General features: G+C 33.8%; 16 protein-coding genes. 7 read left to right on the top strand and 9 right to left on the bottom strand.

Going from position 1 to position 18,926, the window contains the following annotated elements; genetic code table 11:
• Window positions 1-60 precede the first annotated feature (60 nt).
• Window positions 61-1,908, top strand: a complete 1,848-nt coding sequence (locus tag QLQ94_RS07890) for a hydrolase/aminopeptidase (protein WP_482499470.1) — start codon at window positions 61-63, stop codon at window positions 1,906-1,908.
• Between the two features lie 122 nt (window positions 1,909-2,030).
• On the opposite strand, the gene QLQ94_RS07885 is transcribed toward QLQ94_RS07890, so the two are convergent.
• Entirely contained in the window at window positions 2,031-3,275 is a 1,245-nt protein-coding gene (locus QLQ94_RS07885; protein WP_271338111.1) for a glycosyltransferase, read from the bottom strand.
• Window positions 3,276-3,389: 114 nt separating this feature from the next.
• Here QLQ94_RS07885 and QLQ94_RS07880 point away from each other — a divergent pair, with 114 nt between their 5' ends.
• Complete coding sequence (locus QLQ94_RS07880) at window positions 3,390-3,971, top strand: MiaE family protein (protein ID WP_035685975.1); 582 nt, start codon at window positions 3,390-3,392, stop codon at window positions 3,969-3,971.
• 50 nt (window positions 3,972-4,021) lie between these two features.
• Window positions 4,022-6,781 carry an AsmA-like C-terminal region-containing protein gene (locus tag QLQ94_RS07875; protein ID WP_427402414.1) on the top strand — a complete coding sequence of 920 codons (2,760 nt, stop codon included), beginning with the start codon at window positions 4,022-4,024 and terminating at the stop codon, window positions 6,779-6,781.
• Window positions 6,782-6,927: 146 nt separating this feature from the next.
• Here the strand turns inward: QLQ94_RS07875 and QLQ94_RS07870 are convergent, their stop codons facing one another.
• The 3 genes from QLQ94_RS07870 to rplU form a co-directional block, all read right to left on the bottom strand.
• Window positions 6,928-8,211: a hypothetical protein gene (locus tag QLQ94_RS07870; protein WP_271338115.1), complete on the bottom strand. Its 1,284-nt coding sequence runs from the start codon at window positions 8,209-8,211 to the stop codon at window positions 6,928-6,930.
• Window positions 8,212-8,365: 154 nt separating this feature from the next.
• A complete protein-coding gene (rpmA, locus tag QLQ94_RS07865) occupies window positions 8,366-8,626 on the bottom strand; it encodes a 50S ribosomal protein L27 (RefSeq protein WP_035685981.1) in 261 nt (86 codons plus the stop codon).
• Between the two features lie 24 nt (window positions 8,627-8,650).
• Complete coding sequence (gene rplU / locus QLQ94_RS07860) at window positions 8,651-9,091, bottom strand: 50S ribosomal protein L21 (protein WP_271338116.1); 441 nt, start codon at window positions 9,089-9,091, stop codon at window positions 8,651-8,653.
• 274 nt (window positions 9,092-9,365) lie between these two features.
• Here rplU and QLQ94_RS07855 point away from each other — a divergent pair, with 274 nt between their 5' ends.
• Both QLQ94_RS07855 and QLQ94_RS07850 read left to right on the top strand, forming a co-directional pair.
• A complete protein-coding gene (locus QLQ94_RS07855) occupies window positions 9,366-10,688 on the top strand; it encodes a M16 family metallopeptidase (protein WP_271338118.1) in 1,323 nt (440 codons plus the stop codon).
• A gap of 12 nt (window positions 10,689-10,700) precedes the next feature.
• The gene (locus QLQ94_RS07850) at window positions 10,701-12,749 is read left to right on the top strand and encodes a M16 family metallopeptidase (RefSeq protein ID WP_271338120.1); all 2,049 of its coding nucleotides are present in this window, start codon (window positions 10,701-10,703) and stop codon (window positions 12,747-12,749) included.
• 651 nt (window positions 12,750-13,400) lie between these two features.
• On the opposite strand, the gene QLQ94_RS07845 is transcribed toward QLQ94_RS07850, so the two are convergent.
• Window positions 13,401-14,267 carry a DMT family transporter gene (locus QLQ94_RS07845; RefSeq protein WP_271338122.1) on the bottom strand — a complete coding sequence of 289 codons (867 nt, stop codon included), beginning with the start codon at window positions 14,265-14,267 and terminating at the stop codon, window positions 13,401-13,403.
• 104 nt (window positions 14,268-14,371) lie between these two features.
• Between QLQ94_RS07845 and QLQ94_RS07840 the strand changes: the two genes are divergently transcribed.
• The gene (locus tag QLQ94_RS07840; protein ID WP_271338124.1) at window positions 14,372-14,749 is read left to right on the top strand and encodes a heavy-metal-associated domain-containing protein; all 378 of its coding nucleotides are present in this window, start codon (window positions 14,372-14,374) and stop codon (window positions 14,747-14,749) included.
• Window positions 14,750-14,931: 182 nt separating this feature from the next.
• Here the strand turns inward: QLQ94_RS07840 and gldD are convergent, their stop codons facing one another.
• Genes gldD through QLQ94_RS07825 form a run of 3 tightly spaced genes read right to left on the bottom strand, consistent with a single transcriptional unit; the run spans window position 14,932 to window position 17,253 of the window.
• Window positions 14,932-15,492 carry a gliding motility lipoprotein GldD gene (gldD, locus tag QLQ94_RS07835; protein WP_427402415.1) on the bottom strand — a complete coding sequence of 187 codons (561 nt, stop codon included), beginning with the start codon at window positions 15,490-15,492 and terminating at the stop codon, window positions 14,932-14,934.
• A 1-nt stretch (window position 15,493) separates the two neighbouring features.
• Entirely contained in the window at window positions 15,494-16,789 is a 1,296-nt protein-coding gene (locus QLQ94_RS07830) for a gliding motility-associated protein GldE (protein ID WP_271338128.1), read from the bottom strand.
• Between the two features lie 23 nt (window positions 16,790-16,812).
• A complete protein-coding gene (locus tag QLQ94_RS07825; protein WP_271338129.1) occupies window positions 16,813-17,253 on the bottom strand; it encodes a single-stranded DNA-binding protein in 441 nt (146 codons plus the stop codon).
• Window positions 17,254-17,523: 270 nt separating this feature from the next.
• On the opposite strand from QLQ94_RS07825, the gene QLQ94_RS07820 reads away from it, so the two are divergent.
• Window positions 17,524-17,742, top strand: coding sequence for a hypothetical protein (locus QLQ94_RS07820; protein ID WP_271338130.1), 219 nt, complete (start codon window positions 17,524-17,526; stop codon window positions 17,740-17,742).
• 3 nt (window positions 17,743-17,745) lie between these two features.
• On the opposite strand, the gene mutY is transcribed toward QLQ94_RS07820, so the two are convergent.
• Entirely contained in the window at window positions 17,746-18,795 is a 1,050-nt protein-coding gene (mutY, locus tag QLQ94_RS07815; protein WP_271338131.1) for an A/G-specific adenine glycosylase, read from the bottom strand.
• Between the last annotated feature and the right edge of the window lie 131 nt (window positions 18,796-18,926).

Below are 18,926 nucleotides of genomic sequence, written 5' to 3'. Positions count from 1 at the left end.
TGTTTATTCAAAACGGGATTTTTTGTTTAATTTTCATCCTCAAATTCAATACTTCGTAAAATGAAAAAACTAATCCTTGCCACTTTATTCCTGACCATAATTGCCTGTCAGAAAAAGGACCAAACAGAAAAGACAACTGCCGTTACAGATGAACACAGTTATTCTAAACCAGAACTTGCCGTTGTAAAACATCTTGATCTTGACATAAAAGTCGATTTTGATACACAAACTATTTCCGGAAAAGCTTCCTGGTTAATTGACAACATCAGTAAAGGAAATGAAATTATATTCGACGAAAACACACTTAATATTACCAAAGTAACTTTAGGCGACGACGAAAAAGAAACCAAATTTGAATTAGGAAAGGATGTAGAATTCCACGGAAAACCACTTCATATTACAATCGAACCTAATACTACGAAGGTCAACATTTACTACAGCACCACAAAAGAGGCTATTGCCTTGCAATGGTTAACACCAGAACAAACAGCAGATAAAAAGAAACCTTTCCTTTTCTCTCAAGGAGAAAGTGTATGGTCACGCACCTGGATTCCTTGCCAGGATTCGCCGGGAATCCGTTTTACTTACAATGCAAAAGTTACCGTTCCTAAAGATTTATTAGCTGTAATGAGTGCCGTAAATCCACAGAAGAAAAACGACACCGGAGTTTATACCTTCAAACAAGACAAAGCAATTCCGTCGTACTTAATGGCAATTGCCGTAGGAGATCTCGAATTTCAATCTATAGACAACAGAACCGGAGTCTATGCAGAACCATCATTAATCAAAAAAGCTGCCTGGGAATTTGCCGAACTTGGAAAAATGGTTGTGGCTGCCGAAAAATTGTACGGTCCTTATCGTTGGGGACGTTATGACGTATTAGTTCTACCTCCAAGTTTTCCTTATGGCGGAATGGAGAACCCTAATCTAACTTTCCTAACTCCGGGAGTTATTGCAGAAGATCGTTCTTTAACCAGTTTACTGGCACACGAATTAGGACACAGCTGGAGTGGAAACTTAGTAACCAATGCAACATGGGACGACATTTGGTTAAACGAAGGCTTCACTACTTATGTAGAACACAGAATTGGAGAAGCTATCTTTGGGGAAAAAGAATTTGAAATGCAAAATGTTATTGTTCGCAAAGAATTAGTTGACAATATCGCTGAGCTAGGAAATACAAATCCCGACACAAGACTGAAAGTATCTTTGACAGGAAGAAATCCTGACGACGGAATAAGCATGATTCCATATGTAAAAGGTTACGCATTTTTAAGAATAATTGAAAATGCAGTTGGACGCGAAAAATTTGATGTTTTCATTAAAAATTATTTCGACGCACACGCTTTTCAGTCCATCACCACAGAAGATTTCATTAAATACTACAATGAAAACCTTATAAAAGGAGACAAAGCACTTGCAGATAAAATAAAAGCAGAAGACTGGATTTACAAACCGGGAATTCCATCTAATATTACTCCGGTAAATTCAGTAGATTTTGATGCTATTGACAAACTTCAAAAAAGCTGGAGAGAAACAGGCGTTAAAGGATTAAGTCAAAAAATAACTACCACTACAGAAAAACAGTATTTTATAGATCACCTTCCAACAGATATTACACCAAAAGAGATGGAAGCAATAGATACTGAATTTAACTTTACAAAAGGCGGTAATTTCATCATCAAACGTCAATGGTTTATTCCATCTATTCGTTATAAATATGCAGCAGCATATCCTGCAATTGAACAATTCTTAATTGCAACGAGCAGAACAGGATCAGTTATGATGCTTTATAAAGAAATGGCAAAAACACCGGAAGGAAAAGCCTGGGCGAAAAAGATTTTTGACAAAGCAAAATCTGGTTATCACGCTACAACTGTTCAGGCTGTTGAAGGCATTTTGAAATAGCTGTGTTCATTCTCCGTTTACAGCTTCAGCATTCAGTGGAGCGCAAGCCGAAAACTGAGACTGAAACTGAGACTGAAAAAAAAATCCCCGATTACAAGCTGTAATCGGGGATTTTTTTATGCTTAATTTTTATTTTTAGCTTCTATCCACTTTGCCATGTATTTGGTACTTTTTAGAGTATGATGTTGCAACAAACTCCCCATGAAATTATGCAGACGATGATTCTCAGAATCATTCAAAAGCGAATTAATTTTTGTCACCAAAGCCGTTGAATACTTACTCAATTGATAACATTCATTCACAATTGCAACTCCATTTTTTTGAGATTGTTTCCACAAGTTTTCATCATGATATAACTCAACTGCTTTTTTTGCAAACAGTTCGACATCATCCGTAATAAAACCATTCCACGGTAAATTTGCATGCATTGCTTCAGAACCAATAGCCGAAGTTATGCTTGGCGTTCCACATTGCATTGCTTCTAATAGTTTACCTTTTAAACCGGCACCAAACCGAATTGGCGCAAGAACAATACGTGATTTCTTAACAATCTCATTTGCATTTTCAGCTCTTCCCATGATAAAAAAACCGTTTTTAGGCTGATGCAATTGCAATACTTTTTGCGAAGGATAAGCACCAAAAACCTCCAAAATAGCTTCCGGAAATTGCTTTTTGATCAATGGCCAAATCGTTTCTTTCAAATACTGAACCGTATTCCAATTGGGCTCATGAAGGAAATTACCAATGAATACAAAATTTTTACGCTCCTCAAACAAAGGCAATTTCAGAAGATCCAATTCAGACATTTCATATACCAGAAATGGCAAGTAGTAAAGCAAATCAGAATTAATTTTAAAAACCTCATTTAAAATTTTCATTTCAAATTCAGAAATAATAAAAGACAGATCGCATCTTAAAATACTGGCAACTTCACGTTTAGCAACTTCCTCAGACAACAAATCCAGAAGTTCGAAAGCCCTGTTTTCCTTAAAAGCTTTTTGTCTTGCCGTTCTTAAACAATGTAAATCTTCGGTATCCAATAACCGAATTGCTTTTGGACAATTTTCAGAAACCCGCCATCCAAATTGTTCTTCGATCATAAAACGATCAAACAAAACAACATCCGGATTCAATTCGATAATGAAATCATCAAAACTGGAATTATTGAGTTCTATGGATACTTTCTTTACTCCAAATTCAGATAAATCGACCATAAAATCACTGTCTAAAGCAGGGCTCGCAAATGTAATCTCAAATCCGTTTTGTTTAAAAATAGAAATCAATTGCATCATTCTTCGGCCCGCTGCAGACGAATTGGGTTCAGGCCACACAAAGCCAATGATTAAAAGTTTTTTTATCTGATTCATTTTAAAATATTTCAAGCTACAAAATAATGCTTTTTTGAGCGTAATCATACAATATTTCCTGATTTTTAGTAATAAAAAACACTAATTTTGCAAGAACTAAAATGCCGGGAAATTATGTTAGGATTAAAATTAGCCACAGACCCTCGTTGGGTAAATATAGTAGAATCGAATATCGAAGAAATTTTGACAGACCATGCGTGGTGTGAACAAAAAGCAGCTTCGAATGCAATAAGTTTAGTTACTTACAATTCTGAATTAGAAGAATTAGTAACCGAAATGCTCGTGATTGCCAGAGAAGAATTAGAGCATTTGCAAATGGTTCATGACATTATTAAAAAAAGAGGCTTGACATTAGGGCGCGAAAGAAAGGATCATTATGTAAATGAACTTTTTAAATTCATGAAAAAAGATGGCAGCCGAAAAGATGCACTTTGCGATCGTTTATTATTTTCAGCAATGATCGAAGCCAGAAGCTGCGAGCGTTTTAAAGTACTTTCGGAAAATATAAAAGATGAAGAATTAGCTAAATTCTATCGCGATTTAATGATTTCTGAAGCCGGTCATTATACTACTTTTCTAGGATTTGCAAGAAAATATACAGACAACATAGATATTGATAAACGCTGGAAAGAATGGATTGAATATGAAGGTTCAATTATTACTAATTACGGAAAAAGCGAAACCGTACACGGATAATAATCTTCAACATTCGATTTTAATCTTACCTATAAATACCATAATTTGTTATGTCAACAAATAAAACGAAGTCTATTTTATTAAAAACGGCTAAATACCTGGGAATTACTTTTGTGGTAATTATAGGTTTGTTATTCTTAACCCCTATTATTTTTGCTGACAAAATCAAAGAGCAGATTAAAAAAACAGCTAACGAAAAATTGACTGCAGAATTGAATTATTCTGACGTTTCTGTTTCCTTTTTTCAGCATTTCCCTTCCCTAACCCTAACTTTAAGCGATTTAAGCCTTAACGGATCAGCGCCTTATACAAGCGAAAAATTCATCACAGCAAAAGAGGTTTCTTTTGGAATTGACGTAGCCAGCCTTGTATTTAGCAAAGAAGTAAAAATTGATCAGATTTATTTATCCGACTCATTTATTAATGTAAAAGTAAATGCAAAAGGAGAAGCAAACTACAATGTTTACAAATCATCTGCGAATGCAACCGATCCTAAAGACAGCACTGACGCCGATGCATCACTAAAACTCGAAAAAATTGAAATTCTAAACAGTAAAATAATTTACGACGACTTGTCAACTAAAATTCATTTTGATGCTTTTGGATTTAATTATTTAGGAAAAGGGGATTTAACCAAAGCTGTTTTCGATTTATACTCAAAAGCCAAAATCGAAAAACTAAATATCGTTTATGAAGGCGAACCTTATTTAATGAACAAAAAGATTGATGCCGATTTAATTACTAAAGTAAATGTAAACTCGTTATCTTTCTATTTTCAACAAAACAACCTTAAAATCAACCAGCTTTTGGTAGATTTCAAAGGGAAATTTGATTTCCTGAAAGACGGCTACAACATGGATTTTGTCATTAAATCAGATAATAGTAAGCTGTATGACGTTTTTACAGCTTTTCCTCCCAAATACATTACCTGGCTTTCTAAGACCGAATTAAAAGGGAATACCAATCTACTTTTAACTTTAAAAGGAAACTATATTGCATCACAAAATATCGCTCCTGATCTTGATCTGGACGTAAAAATAGACAGCGGATTTGTAAATTATAACAAAAGTGCATTTCCGGTTTCTAATCTTAATTTAGAGGTAAAAACCAAAGTGCCGTCCTTAAATCCGGATCTTGTTATCGTTGACGCTAAAAACTTATCTTTAAACATCAACAAGGATTATTTAAAATCGAAATTCTATGTTGAAGGTATAAATACCCCAAATATCAATGCTGATTTTAAAGCTAAGATAGATCTGGAAAAACTAACCAAAGCATTAGGAATTCCTGCCATAGTTCTAAAAGGAAACCTTGAAGGAGACGCAAAAGCAAATGGAAAGTTTGATCTGAAAAACAAACTTTTCCCGGTTACAAACGGAACTATTAATTTGGAAAATGGATATCTAAAAACACCATACTACCCAAATCCTATTACAAATATTATTATCAAATCTACAATCAACAATCAAAAAGGAACTTTTGATGATTTGAAAGTAAGCCTAAAACCAACTCAATTTACATTTGAAGGCAAACCTGTTTTTGTAGAAGCTGACCTGAGCAACTTTAATGATTTAACGTACGATATTAAAGCGAAAGGCGAACTTGACATTAATAAAATATATAAAGTTTTCTCTCAAAAAGGACTTGATCTGGATGGTTTCGTAAAAGCTGATTTAGTTTTGAAAGGAAAACAAAGCGATGCAGAAAAAGGGAGATACAGCAAACTTTACAACAAGGGAACTCTCGAACTTAGAAATATTGGCATTACATCAGAATATTTACCAAAAAAATTCATCATCAAAGAAGGAATTTTCAAAATCAATCAGGACAAAATGTCGTTCAATAACTTTTTGGCTGCTTATGGCGAATCAGATTTTAAAATGAATGGATACCTGCAAAACGTTTTCAATTATGTAACCACAAATACAGGCGTTTTAAGAGGCTCTTTTAAGGCCACATCCCGATACATCAACGTTGATGAATTTATGTCAAATACTCCGGCAAATACTTCTGTAACACAAACCAAAACTGAAACTCCGGCGCCACAAACCGCAGCAAAAACGGGAGTAATTATAATTCCGACTAATTTAAATTTACAATTTACAGCAAATGCGCAAAAAGTAAATTTCGACAAGTTAAACCTTCTTAATGCAGTTGGAAACTTAAACATGAACAAAGGCAAGCTAAGCATGCAAAATACCGGTTTTAACTTAATTGGCTGCAATGTTGGTATGAATGCCAATTATCAGGCAATAACTCCACAAAAAGCAAATTTTGATTTTAGCATTAAAGCAGAAGATTTTGACATTAAGAAAGCCTACAACGAAATTGAAGTATTTAGAAAAATGGCCAGTGCTGCTGAAAAAGCACAAGGAATTGTTTCTGTAGATTATCAGTTAAAAGGAAGACTAAACGGGAACATGGATCCGGTTTATCCATCGCTTACGGGTGGAGGAACACTTTCTGTAAAAGATGTAAAAGTAAGAGGATTAAAAATGTTTAATGCCGTAAGCAAAGCAACAAACTCTGAATCTATGCAAAATCCCGACCTTTCTAAAGTTGATATTAAAACTACAATCAAGAACAATATCATGACTGTAGAGCGCTTTAAATTTAAGTTTTCCGGCTTTAGACCAAGAATTGAAGGAACAACAAGCCTGGACGGAAAACTAAACTTAAAAATGCGCTTAGGCCTACCTCCTCTTGGCATATTCGGAATTCCCCTAACCGTTACCGGAACACAGGATAACCCGAAAATAAAGCTAGGAAGAAAAGGTGAAGACCTTGAAGAAACTAAAGATTCTGAGTAAAAACTAAATTCCAATTTTGGAAATTCCAATTTAACGATATCGGCCTTTGTCAAATTTTAAAACTTTGACAAAGGTTTTTTTTTGCAATCTTGCCATTTCGACCGAAATTAATACAGGGGTCACTTTGTATTAGCTCAACCTACAGCTTAAACATACAACATTGCGGAAACATACAAAATGCCCTTCGCCAATAACCACAACAAAACTGCCATTCCTAAAAATCCCCAAGTAGAATTTCTATCTCTTCTCCAGCTTATAAAAAAGGTTGGAATCTCCCAATATTTGATGACAATATAAATACTTGCCCCAATTAAAGAAGCCCAAATCATCTCGCCGGAATGAATATAAAAACTATAAAACAAAACTGACGAAAGAAAAAGAATTGTAACAAATTGCAAATAATAATAATTCTTATAATTATACCTAAAATTTTCTTTGAGCGATAAAAGCAAAAAGGAAACAATCAACAAACCAGTCAAAGCAGTTATAAAATACGAAAAAAGCGGATCAAATTTCTCTATAAGAATACCAGCAATAACTAAAGCCAACACAACACAAGCGGCGAGCGAATAAATACTTCTTTCGACAGCGTTATCCTTAAAAGGAATTAAGATTGGAGAAATGTATTTTTCTAAATTACGCCAAAATGGTAAAGCACAAATAAACGCCATACCAGAAACAACAATTTCATAATTATACAATGTATCTTCCGGAACTTTACTCAATACATAAAAAAGAGCCGCAGTAACAATAAGCGCAGGAAGACAGATCGTTTTTACTACTTCCCATCGACTAGCTTCCCAAAAATTATTTTTTACCACATAAACATACCTCTTGACTAAATATTGCTGCGTAAAAATAGCCGTTGACTGACTCCATAACAAAAACAAACCTATATGAATCACTACCGTTCGCAATGTCATTTCTTCTATGTAGCATCCAAAGAAAATACAAGCTGCACCAATTAATAACAATTCATATGTCAATAAAATCTGAGAAAACAAAACTTTGAACAAAGGCGCAAACTGCCTTATAAGCAGACCAATAATCAGACCCCAGTAATTGCGCATTAAACCTATAACTGCGCATACGCCAATAAATGCAGCAAGATATAACATCCAATTAGTCAGTGATTGCGTCTGCATCCATAACTGGACCGCAGAATTTTTTACCGGAGTATATAAAATACGCGAGTTGGCGTAAACTTCGCTTGCCAGTTGATTTCTTACCGTATCATTTATTATTGAAAACTGGTTTTTATGTTGCTGCCAATAAGCATTAGCATCATAACCACTTTTTTGTAAAACGGCAAATTCATACAAAATCTTTTTTTGATTATCGTTTAACGACACGATTTGCTCAGTAGAATCAATTTCTTTTGCAAATAGGCTTGTACAGAAAAGAAATAAAAGAAAAACTATTTTTTTCAAAATTCAAGTAGATTAATTCCTCCAAAAATACAAATAATATAACTCAATGTACACCTCAATAAATTAGTATCCTGTCAAAATAAGACATACGATTGGCACAAAAACAAAAAACCCGCTCTTTTCAGAACGGGTTTTGTAATAAGTAATCTAATGATTATGCTTCGAATGGAAGGATAGATACATAAGATTTGTTATCTCTTTTCTTTTGGAACTTAACAACTCCAGCTACTCTTGCGTGTAGTGTGTGATCTTTACTGATGTAAACATTTTCACCTGGATTATGTTTTGAACCTCTTTGTCTAACGATGATGTTTCCAGCAATAGCAGCTTGACCTCCAAAAATCTTAACGCCTAAACGTTTTGATTCTGATTCTCTACCATTCTTCGAACTACCGACACCTTTCTTGTGAGCCATGACGTATGAGTTTAAATATTGTTATTATTCTTTAGTAGCTTCTTTTTTTGCTTTTGGAGCTGCTGCTTTCTTTACTTTAGGAGCTTCAACTTCCTCAGTAGCTGCATCTTCTGCCACAACTGCTTTTTTAGCTGCTGCTTTTTTAGTTCCGCCTGCTGCAGTAATACCTTCAATTACAATTTGAGTAAGATATTGTCTGTGACCATTTCTCTTTTTGTATCCTTTTCTTCTTTTCTTTTTGAAAACGATAACTTTATCTCCTTTTAAGTGTTGTAACACTTTAGCTTCTACTGAAGCACCTTCTATAGCTGGGGCGCCTAAAGTTACGTTACCATTATCGTCTAATAAAAGAACTTTGTCAAAAGAAACTTTTGAACCTTCTTCATTAGTCAAACGGTTAACATAAACCTTTAAGTCTTTGCTTACTTTGAATTGTTGCCCTGCTATCTCTACGATTGCATACATACCAAATTGATTTATTGATTTTTAAGGTTGCAAATATACAATTAATAATTTAGTATGCAATCTCTTATTCTAAAAATAATTATTTTGCATAAAATACTGTTTTTAAAGACATTTCACGTCTTAAAACAAAACATTTAGCGGTAAAATACTGTTAAATTATCGTCAAAACAGAGCCAAACCCTTAATTGATAATTAAAAAAAGTTATTTTTGGCGTAACGATAATCAACTCTTGGCTACCTATAAGTTATAGGCAAATAAAAATTATTAATCTTTATGAAAAAATCAATAATGATGTTAAGTGCAGCACTAATGCTCGGCGGAGTGGCTCATGCTCAAAAGGTAGCTTTTGAAGAATATAATTTAGATAACGGAATGCATGTTATTTTGCACAACGACCCATCGGCTCCCGTTGTAATTACCTCAGTAATGTACCATGTAGGATCAAAAGATGAGCGTCCTGACCGAACCGGTTTTGCACATTTCTTTGAACATTTATTATTTGAAGGAACACAAAATATAAAACGTGGCGAATGGATGAAGATCGTCACTGCAAATGGCGGGGTAAACAACGCCAACACTTCTGACGACAGAACTTATTACTACGAAGTTTTCCCGTCAAACAGTTTAGAACTTGGTTTGTGGATGGAATCTGAAAGATTAATGCATCCTATTATTAATAAAATTGGTGTTGCCACGCAAAACGAAGTTGTAAAAGAAGAAAAAAGAATGCGTTACGACAATCAGCCTTACGGAAACATACTTCCTGAGGTTAAGAAAAACATGTTCAAAAATCATCCGTACCGCTGGACAACTATCGGTTCTATGAAAGATTTGGATGCAGCAACGCTGGAAGAGTTTCAGGCATTTAATAAAAAATTCTACACCCCAAACAATGCTGTTTTAGTGGTGGCAGGAGATTTTGACAAAGCTAAAACCAAAGAATGGATTCAGAAATATTTTGGTCCAATTCCGCGTGGAGAAGAAGTAAAAAAACAAACTTTTGTCGAAGAGCCAATTACTCAAACGATAAAAGCAACTTATGAAGATCCCAATATTCAGATTCCAATGATTGTTGCTTCTTACAGAACACCTTCGATGAAAACCAGAGATGCAAGGGTTTTAGATTTGATCTCTTCTTATTTAAGTGATGGAAAAAGCTCTAAACTGTATAAAAAAATAGTTGACGACAAAAAAATGGCTCTTCAGATTGGTGCTGTAGGTTTTAGTCAGGAAGATTACGGAATGTACATTTTATACGGCTTACCAATGGCTCCTTATACAACAGCCGATATCTTGAAAGAAATGGATGAAGAAATTGTAAAAATCCAAACTGACTTGATTTCTGAAAAAGACTATGAAAAACTACAAAATAAATTCGATAACAATTTTGTGAACGCCAATGCAAGCGTAGAAGGAATTGCTGAAAACCTTGCTTCTTATTATTTGCTTTACGGCGATGTAAATCTTATTAACACTGAGATCGACCTTTACCACTCTATTACAAGAGAAGAAATTAGAGAAGTGGCTAAGAAGTACTTAAATCCTAATCAGCGTTTAATTTTAGATTACATTCCTTCAACTAAAGTTCAAAACTAAGTCTATCGAATCATGAAAAAAATACATACATTTTTAATCCTTTTATTCCTGACTGGAATTATGCAAGCACAAGATCGCCCACAACCAAAACCAGGCCCATCGCCAGTAGTCAACATCAAAAAACCACAAACTTTTGTTTTGGCAAACGGTATGAAAGTTTTGGTGGTTGAAAATCATAAATTACCAAGAGTAAGTTTTAACCTAACCCTGGACAACGCTCCTTTTACCGAAGGAAACAAAAAAGGTGTAGATGAATTAACGAGCAGCTTAATTGGCAACGGAAGCAAAAAAACAACCAAAGAAGCTTTTAACGAAGAAATTGACTTTTACGGAGCTAGCCTTAATTTTACATCATCAGGCGCTTATGCAAGTTCTCTTTCTAAATATTCAGGACGCGTTTTAGAACTTCTGGCCGAAGGTGCGCTACAACCTAATTTTACTCAAGCTGAATTTGATAAAGAAAAAGCAAAACTAATTGAAGGACTTAAAGCCGATGAAAAAAGCGTTCCTGCAATTGCCAGCAGAGTTGTTGATGTTTTGGCTTATGGAAAAAATCATCCTTCGGGAGAATACATTTCAGAAGAAACAGTAAAAAACGTAACTCTGGAAGATGTTCAGAAAAACTACGCTACTTATTTTGTTCCTGAAAATGCTTATTTAGTAATTATTGGAGACATTAAATTCAAAGAAACAAAGGCAGCCGTAGACAAACTTTTTGGCGGATGGAAAAAACAAGCTGCACCAAAAAACACTTATCCAAATCCTGAAAACGTTTCTAAACTTCAAATTGATTTTGTAGATGTTCCAAATGCGGTTCAATCTGAAATTTCGTTAGTTAATACTGTAACTTTAAAAATGAGCGATCCTGATTTTTTCCCTGCAGTAATTGCAAATCAAATTCTGGGAGGAGATTTTAACAGTTACCTGAACATGAATTTACGCGAGCAGCATGCCTGGACATATGGCGCAAGCTCAAATATTGGAGCTGGGAAATATGTAACTAAATTCAAGGCTTCATCAGCCGTTAGAAATGCTGTTACTGATAGTGCAGTAGTTCAGTTTATTAAAGAAATAAAAAGAATCAGAACAGAGAAAGTTTCTTCAGATGTTTTAAAAAATGTAAAAGCAGGATATATTGGACGATTTGTAATGCAGGTCGAAAAACCACAAGCTGTTGCCAGATACGCCCTGAATATTGAAACAGAAAAACTTCCTGCTGATTTCTACGAAAAATACATTCAGACCATCAATAATGTTACCGCAGACGACATTTATCGTGTTGCCAACAAATACTTCCTGCTAGACAATATGCGAATTGTAATTGCAGGAAAAGGCTCGGATGTTCTGACTGGTTTAGAAAAATTGCAAATTCCGATTTTCTATTTTGACAGATACGGAAATCCTGTTGAAAAACCGGCAACCAAAAAAGATGCCCCGGCTGGAATTACTGCAAAAACAGTTTTCGAGAATTACCTTAATGCAATTGGCGGAGAAAAAGCGGTTTCTTCAGTAAAAACATTGGCAATGACAGGAACTACAACCGTTCCGCAAGCACCAGGACCTTTGACTTTTACATCTAAACTGGATTCGAAAGGAAAAATGATGGTTTCTCTTGCTATGGGAAATATGAACTTAATGAAACAAGTAGTAAACGAAAAAGGTGCTTATATCGAACAACAAGGACAACGCAAAAACCTTGAAGGTGCAGATCTTGCCGACATGAAAGCTAGCGCTGCTCCTTTTGAAGAATTGCAACTTGTAAAAAGAACAGACCTAAAAGTAGAAGGAATTGAACCTATAAACGGCAGCGATGCTTATGTAATAAAAGATAGTAAAACAACGTATTACTACGATGTAAAATCAGGCTTAAAAACAGCAAAAGGCAAAGTTCGCGAACAAGACGGAAAATCATCTGCTCAAATAACAAACTTTAACGATTACAGAGAAGTAAAAGGCATCAAAGTTCCTTTTAATTTGATTCAGAATGTTGGTTTTGAATTGGATATTAAAATATCTGAAATTAAGATTAATGAAGGGGTTTCTGAGAAAGATTTTTTATAAAGGTTCTGAGGTACTAAGTTGCTAAGGTTCTAAGATTTTAGAAGCTTTGTCAAAGTTTAAGAACTTTGACAAAGCTTTTTTTATGCGCTCTTATTTGTCTGGCTGAACGGAGTAGAAGCCTGACCCTATTAGATCGCGCAGTATAATCCCTACGGGATAAAACACTTGGTGGTTTAATGATATTTCTACCAATATGCAATCTCTCCGAGATAGAAAAGCAGGAATTAAATATTTGATAGAATAAAAAATGTCAATTTATAATCTCTTTTTTGAAATAAAGAATAAACATTGAATGTTTAGAAATCAAAACCTTACTCCATTAGGAGTTTAATGTTGGTAGAAAAATGAACATGAAAAATAAAAAAATGTCCCGTAGGGACTAAATTACATGGCTATAACACAATTTTGTCATTTCGACAAAGGAGAACGGACGAAGTAAATCACATGAGAAACTCCACCCCTAAAATCTCCAATCCTTGCAGAATATCTGATGTAATTTCTGCTTCGTCAGAAATGACAAAAAATACGCATACAATAATTGTGGTTACTTTGTGAAATATTTTTAAGTTCTAATTTTCAAAAGCCTTTGAACCTTTGAACCCTTACATCTCTGAACCTTCTTTCACAACAAAGATATTCAATTCAAAGCTTTTATTTCTTCGCAGACAAATAAACCCCAATCAAAATAATAAATGCTCCAAAAAACTGAATTGACGTTAGCATTTCATTATCTAATAATCCCCAGAAAAATGCCACTATCGGAATCAAATACGTTACCGATGTTGCAAATACCGGCGACGACATTTGTATTAATTTAAAGAACAAAACATTCGCGATTCCGGTTCCTAAAACTCCCAGAACCATTACAAAATAAATCGAATGCTGCGTGATATCTATATTTATTCTTTGCGAAATATCAGTTGTACTTAAAATGATTAATGCAGGCAAAAGCAAAACAGCAAAATTTCCTGTTGTAATACTAACCGAATTCAAATCAGACAAGTATTTCTTGATTAAATTGACATTTATAGCATAACAAAGTGTCGCAATGACAACGAGAATCACATAATAGTAGTTTTGCCCCGAATGAGCTGACGCGCCACTAAAAACCAACAATAAACAACCTACTAAACCAACAAAAACCCCAAGAACCTGTCGTTTTTGAAACTGAATTCCAAAAATAATTATTCCTAAAACGAGTGTATTCAAAGGTGTCAGCGAATTTAAAATCGCCACAATCGAACTATCAACCTGAGTTTCTGCAATAGCAAAAAGAAAAGCTGGCATAAAAGTGCCAAAAACAGAAGTTATGGCAACAAATTTCCATTGACGGCGCGAAATTTTCTTTAGACTCTTAAAGCCTACAATTAATAAAAACAAAGCAGCAAAAATAATTCGGAACGAACCCACCTGAACAGCTGTCAAACCAACCAGACCTCTCTTTATTAAAATAAAAGAACTTCCCCAAATAAGAGAAAGAATAAGTAAGTAAGCCCACTTTAATTGCTTTGCATCCATAAATACGATTTTGATGCAAATTTGTAATAATTTTATGAACTGACCTCCTCCTTTTTATTAATTTTGCAAAGAACACAACTTTATCTAATTAAAAATCATATATAATGAAATTTACAAAAATCGTTGCCACTTTCGCAATCGCAAGTTTAGTATTAGTAAGCTGCAAAAAAGAAGAAGACAAAAACCTAGCAAATATAAAATCTGAAACTACAGTGGTAAAAGAACACAAAGCAATTGCTGCCGAAAATGTTCAGACTGCAAGTTTTGAAATCGAAGGAATGACTTGTGCAATGGGATGTGCAAAAACTATCGAAAAAGAATTGGCTGATTTAGATGGTGTAGAAAAAGCTACGGTTGATTTTGACAAAAAAACGGCTACTGTTGTTTTTGACAAAACGGTTCAAAATCAAGAAAAATTAACTAAAGTGGTTCAGGCAACCGGAGACGGAAAAACATACAAAGTTTTGAATACTAAATCTTAAAAAAAATCTAATATTTTTTTTTAAAAATCCCAATATTTTTAAATTCCAAATCCCAACAACAATTGTGATTTAGAATTTTTGTTGGGTTATTTTCTTAAATTGACATTGGATATTTTTCTTAATTTTAAGACATAAAAAAGGGCGATCAAATTTTTGAACGCCCTTTTTTATGTCTTAGTTTTCTACTTCCATTTCAAAGTTTCCATTAGCCTTTGCATATCATTTTTTATATAACTTGCCGCTGGCATAATAGAATCAAAATTAGGCTTGGCATAAAAATAAACTGATCCTGTTATAAAATGCTTTGTACTATCTGTAACGTAAAACTGAGAGTTTGTAGCCGCATTCCCGTCAACTTGATAAAACATACCATAAACCTTTTTTTGAGGGTTTAAATACGGTTGTTCTAATATATCATCTGCCTTAATAACATGTTCATACGTTAATTTTTGGGCATCTTTAAGCAATTTATTGATATCACCATTTACTGGTTTGTATGTCAGGTAAATAGTGGCCTTCATTTTAGGATATGTAATTGCAAATCCACAATCTTTTTCTCCTTTAATTATAGCTGCTTCATTCATCTCAAAAGAAAACGGACAATTATTTTCAAAACCAACGTATTTTGCTTCAGGATAATCTAAACGAAGATAACCCGCCGGCTTGGGCACGACATCATCTTTACAACTTAAAACAGTCAATGCCAGTAAAATTGTTGCTATTGAAATCGTCTTTTTAAACATTCTAATCTATTGTTACTTTTATTTGTTTTACACGCTTTTTATCAACTGTTTCTATTGTAAAAACACAGTTTTCGAAAGCTACTTTTTGATCTTTTTTAGGAAAATTACCCAAAATTTCAAGAATAAATCCTGCCAATGTTTCGGCTTCTCCTTTACGCGATTCAAAAACGTCTTCATTAACATCAACGATTCTATAAAAATCTTTCATGTTTATTTTTCCTTCAAACAGAAAATTCTTTTCATCTATCTGCGAGAAATTCAAATTTTCATCATCAAACTCATCACTAATATCTCCTACTATTTCTTCTATAACATCTTCCAGAGATACTAATCCTGAAGTTCCTCCATATTCGTCGACCACAATCGCCAAATGGCTTTTAAGGCTTTGAAAATCCTTTAATAAATTATCGAGTTTCTTATTTTCAGGAACAAAAAAAGCTTCTCTTACTAAAGAGGTCCACTCAAACTCTTCCTTATCTATATGAGGCAATAAATCCTTTACAAATAAAATGCCTTCGATCTGGTCGATATTATCTCGGTAAACCGGAATTCTCGAAAATCCTTTCTCAATTATTTTAGGGCAAATGGCACTAAATGACTCAGATACTTCTAATGCAAAAATATCAATCCTGGGACTCATTACCTGCTTGGTATCTGTGTTTCCAAACGAAACAATTCCTTCCAGTATTTTTTGTTCTTCGCTTGATGTTCCTTCAGAATCTGTTAATTCCAGCGCCTGAGAAAGCTGATTGATCGAAAAACTATTCTTTTGCTTTCCTAATTTATTATGCAAATATAGCGTAACACTGCGCATTGGTAAACTTATTGGCGAGAGTAATTTGTCTAAAATAGCAATTGGATATGCAATTTGTTTTGCGAATTTTATATTATTTCTACTTGCGTAAACTTTAGGCAAGACTTCTCCAAACAATAAAATAAAAAAAGTAACTACAACAATCTCAAGAATAAATTTTAACGCAGGAGAACTAACATTTGCAAAAACATTCTGTCCTACAAAAGAGAATAAAATAACGACTCCAATGTTAAAGAAATTATTGGCTACAAGCAGGGTTGCCAGAAGTTTTTTGGGTTTGTCTAAAAGATTAGAAATAATTTTTCCTTTAGTCTGGCTTTCCTGTACAGTCTCGTCGATATCTTTTTGAGACAAAGAAAAAAGCGCTATTTCAGCACCTGATACAATTGCTGATAAAAACAGCAAAACAAATATTCCGACAAAACCAATTATTAAATTGATGTCTAAAGTGGTATTAAAAAATAAACTGGGCTCCGGGTCCAAATTAAAAAAGATTAGTTAAACAATCAAAAAGGCAGGTCGTTTATAGGCAGGCCTTCACTCGTCGCATCAAAGTTAGTATTTTTTACTGGTTCTGAATCGTGGTTTGGCTTCTGATTTCCAGTTTCTTTTTTGGTAGTCAAGAAAGTAAACTCAGTTACCTGAATTTCTGTTGTATATTTTGTAGTACCATCTTCGGCTTGCCATTGGCGCGATTTTATGCGTCCTTCGACATATATTTTATCTCCTTTAGAAAGATATTTTTCGCAAATTTCAGCTGCTTTATTACGTACAACTAAATTATGCCACTCCGTCGAAGTTATTTTTTCGTTGGTAGTTTTATTAATATAAACCTCATTTGTAGCTAATTGAAAACGTCCAATGCAATTTCCTCCATCAAAATAATGCATTTTTACATCATCTCCTAAATGACCAATTAGCATAACCTTATTTAATGTTCCGTTCATAATTTATTCGTGGTATTTATCCCAAAGATACATTTTTTTAGCAATTTATTTCTTGCTTTTCAATAAAATTACAAATTACAATTGGAAAACAAAAATTTTTTAAATCACTGGTATTCAATCTATTTTAAATTATTTATCGGATCTTATCTTTCCGTAACTGAATTTAAAGTCACTGTATTAAAAATATACAAATTGATTGTAAAACCATAAAAACAATATACTTTCGTAATAAATTACTTACTCATTAATCTCGCTTTTAAAACCACTCCTATGTTTGAAAACAAATCAGGATACAGTCAAACCTCAAATAAAGATCTGCATTTTATTTTAAAGATATTTTCGCTTTGTTTACCAATACTAGGGTTTCTTATTTATGCCAAAAAGAAAAACTCAGAACCCAAAGCTGCTACTTCGGCTTGTGAAATGGCAATCGCCGGGATTTTCATTGGAATTTCTATCAAACTTTTCCTGTATGCTTATCAACGATAATACTTAAACTTCTAATTCAAATTTCTTTTCAATAAAATTATAAATTACAATTGGAAAGGGAAAAGTTTTCAATTCACTGGTATTCAATCCGCTTTCTATTACTTCTGCAATCTTGACTTTCCAAAACTGAATATGAAGATGCTGGTGCGAAAGTTTATGAATAACAGTTGTTTCTATACACTCCTCTATACTTAATATACTATAGGACGGAAAAACATCATTTTGAACTGCTTTTGAAACAACATCAAAGCCAACAATTTCTGTCGTTTCTAAAAGAGGAAACTCATACAGGTTATGCCAAATTCCTTTTGCTGTTCTTTTTTGAATTGAAGTATTTCCTAAAACATCTTCTAAAATTAAATAATTAAAGAAACGATTTGTGACTTTTAATTTTTTCGACTTTACCGGCAAAACAGCAACTTTCTTTTTTTGAAGTGCCGCACAACTATCATTAAAAACACAAACCGGGCAATCCGGACTTTTAGGAACACATTGCAAAGCGCCAAACTCCATAATTGCCTGATTAAAAATCGCAGGATTATCTTTTGGCATTAATTCGTGTGCTAACTCTGTAAACTCTTTTTTAGTGGCTGGCAGAGAAATATCAGATTCAACATCAAAATAACGGGAAAGTACTCTAAACACATTCCCATCAACTACAGGAACGGCTTCATTATAAGAGAAAGAAGCTATTGCTGCTGCCGTGTATTCGCCAACACCTTTTAATTTCAATAACTCTTTATAAGCATCAGGAAAAACTCCTTTGAGATCATTTGCGACATATTGCGCTGTTTTATGCAAATTTCTGGCGCGTGAATAATAGCCTAATCCCTGCCAGAGTTTCAAAACCTGCTCTTCAGAGGCATTTGCCAAATCAAATACGGTAGGAAATTCCTCGGTAAAAGCGAAAAAATAGGGCGTTCCCTGCGCAACTCTTGTCTGCTGCAACATAATTTCTGATAGCCAAATATGGTACGGATTGGTGGTTTTTCGCCATGGCAAATCACGTTTGTTTTGTAAATACCATTTTATCAATATGTTAGAAAAATTCATTGCAAAATACTTAGAATACAAAAGTAAATGTTTATGTAATTAAAATTTAACGAATTAGCTTGATTAATTATTTTTTTAATTCCTATATTTGCAAACTCAAAAAAATAGTACACCATTTATAAAATAAAATA

It is taken from the genome of Flavobacterium sp. B114r (genome assembly GCF_056824125.1).
The sequence above is the reverse complement of the archived record's forward strand: the minus strand, read 5'-3'. Positions and strand labels throughout refer to the sequence as shown.

Coding starts and splice junctions, on each gene's coding strand:
- QLQ94_RS07890 (WP_482499470.1), top strand. CDS start 61: ATGAAAAAACTAATCCTTGCCACTTTATTCCTGACCATAATTGCCTGT.
- QLQ94_RS07885 (WP_271338111.1), bottom strand. CDS start 3,275: ATGAATCAGATAAAAAAACTTTTAATCATTGGCTTTGTGTGGCCTGAA.
- QLQ94_RS07880 (WP_035685975.1), top strand. CDS start 3,390: ATGTTAGGATTAAAATTAGCCACAGACCCTCGTTGGGTAAATATAGTA.
- QLQ94_RS07875 (WP_427402414.1), top strand. CDS start 4,022: ATGTCAACAAATAAAACGAAGTCTATTTTATTAAAAACGGCTAAATAC.
- rpmA (WP_035685981.1), bottom strand. CDS start 8,626: ATGGCTCACAAGAAAGGTGTCGGTAGTTCGAAGAATGGTAGAGAATCA.
- rplU (WP_271338116.1), bottom strand. CDS start 9,091: ATGTATGCAATCGTAGAGATAGCAGGGCAACAATTCAAAGTAAGCAAA.
- QLQ94_RS07855 (WP_271338118.1), top strand. CDS start 9,366: ATGAAAAAATCAATAATGATGTTAAGTGCAGCACTAATGCTCGGCGGA.
- QLQ94_RS07850 (WP_271338120.1), top strand. CDS start 10,701: ATGAAAAAAATACATACATTTTTAATCCTTTTATTCCTGACTGGAATT.
- QLQ94_RS07845 (WP_271338122.1), bottom strand. CDS start 14,267: ATGGATGCAAAGCAATTAAAGTGGGCTTACTTACTTATTCTTTCTCTT.
- QLQ94_RS07840 (WP_271338124.1), top strand. CDS start 14,372: ATGAAATTTACAAAAATCGTTGCCACTTTCGCAATCGCAAGTTTAGTA.
- gldD (WP_427402415.1), bottom strand. CDS start 15,492: ATGTTTAAAAAGACGATTTCAATAGCAACAATTTTACTGGCATTGACT.
- QLQ94_RS07825 (WP_271338129.1), bottom strand. CDS start 17,253: ATGAACGGAACATTAAATAAGGTTATGCTAATTGGTCATTTAGGAGAT.
- QLQ94_RS07820 (WP_271338130.1), top strand. CDS start 17,524: ATGTTTGAAAACAAATCAGGATACAGTCAAACCTCAAATAAAGATCTG.
- mutY (WP_271338131.1), bottom strand. CDS start 18,795: ATGAATTTTTCTAACATATTGATAAAATGGTATTTACAAAACAAACGT.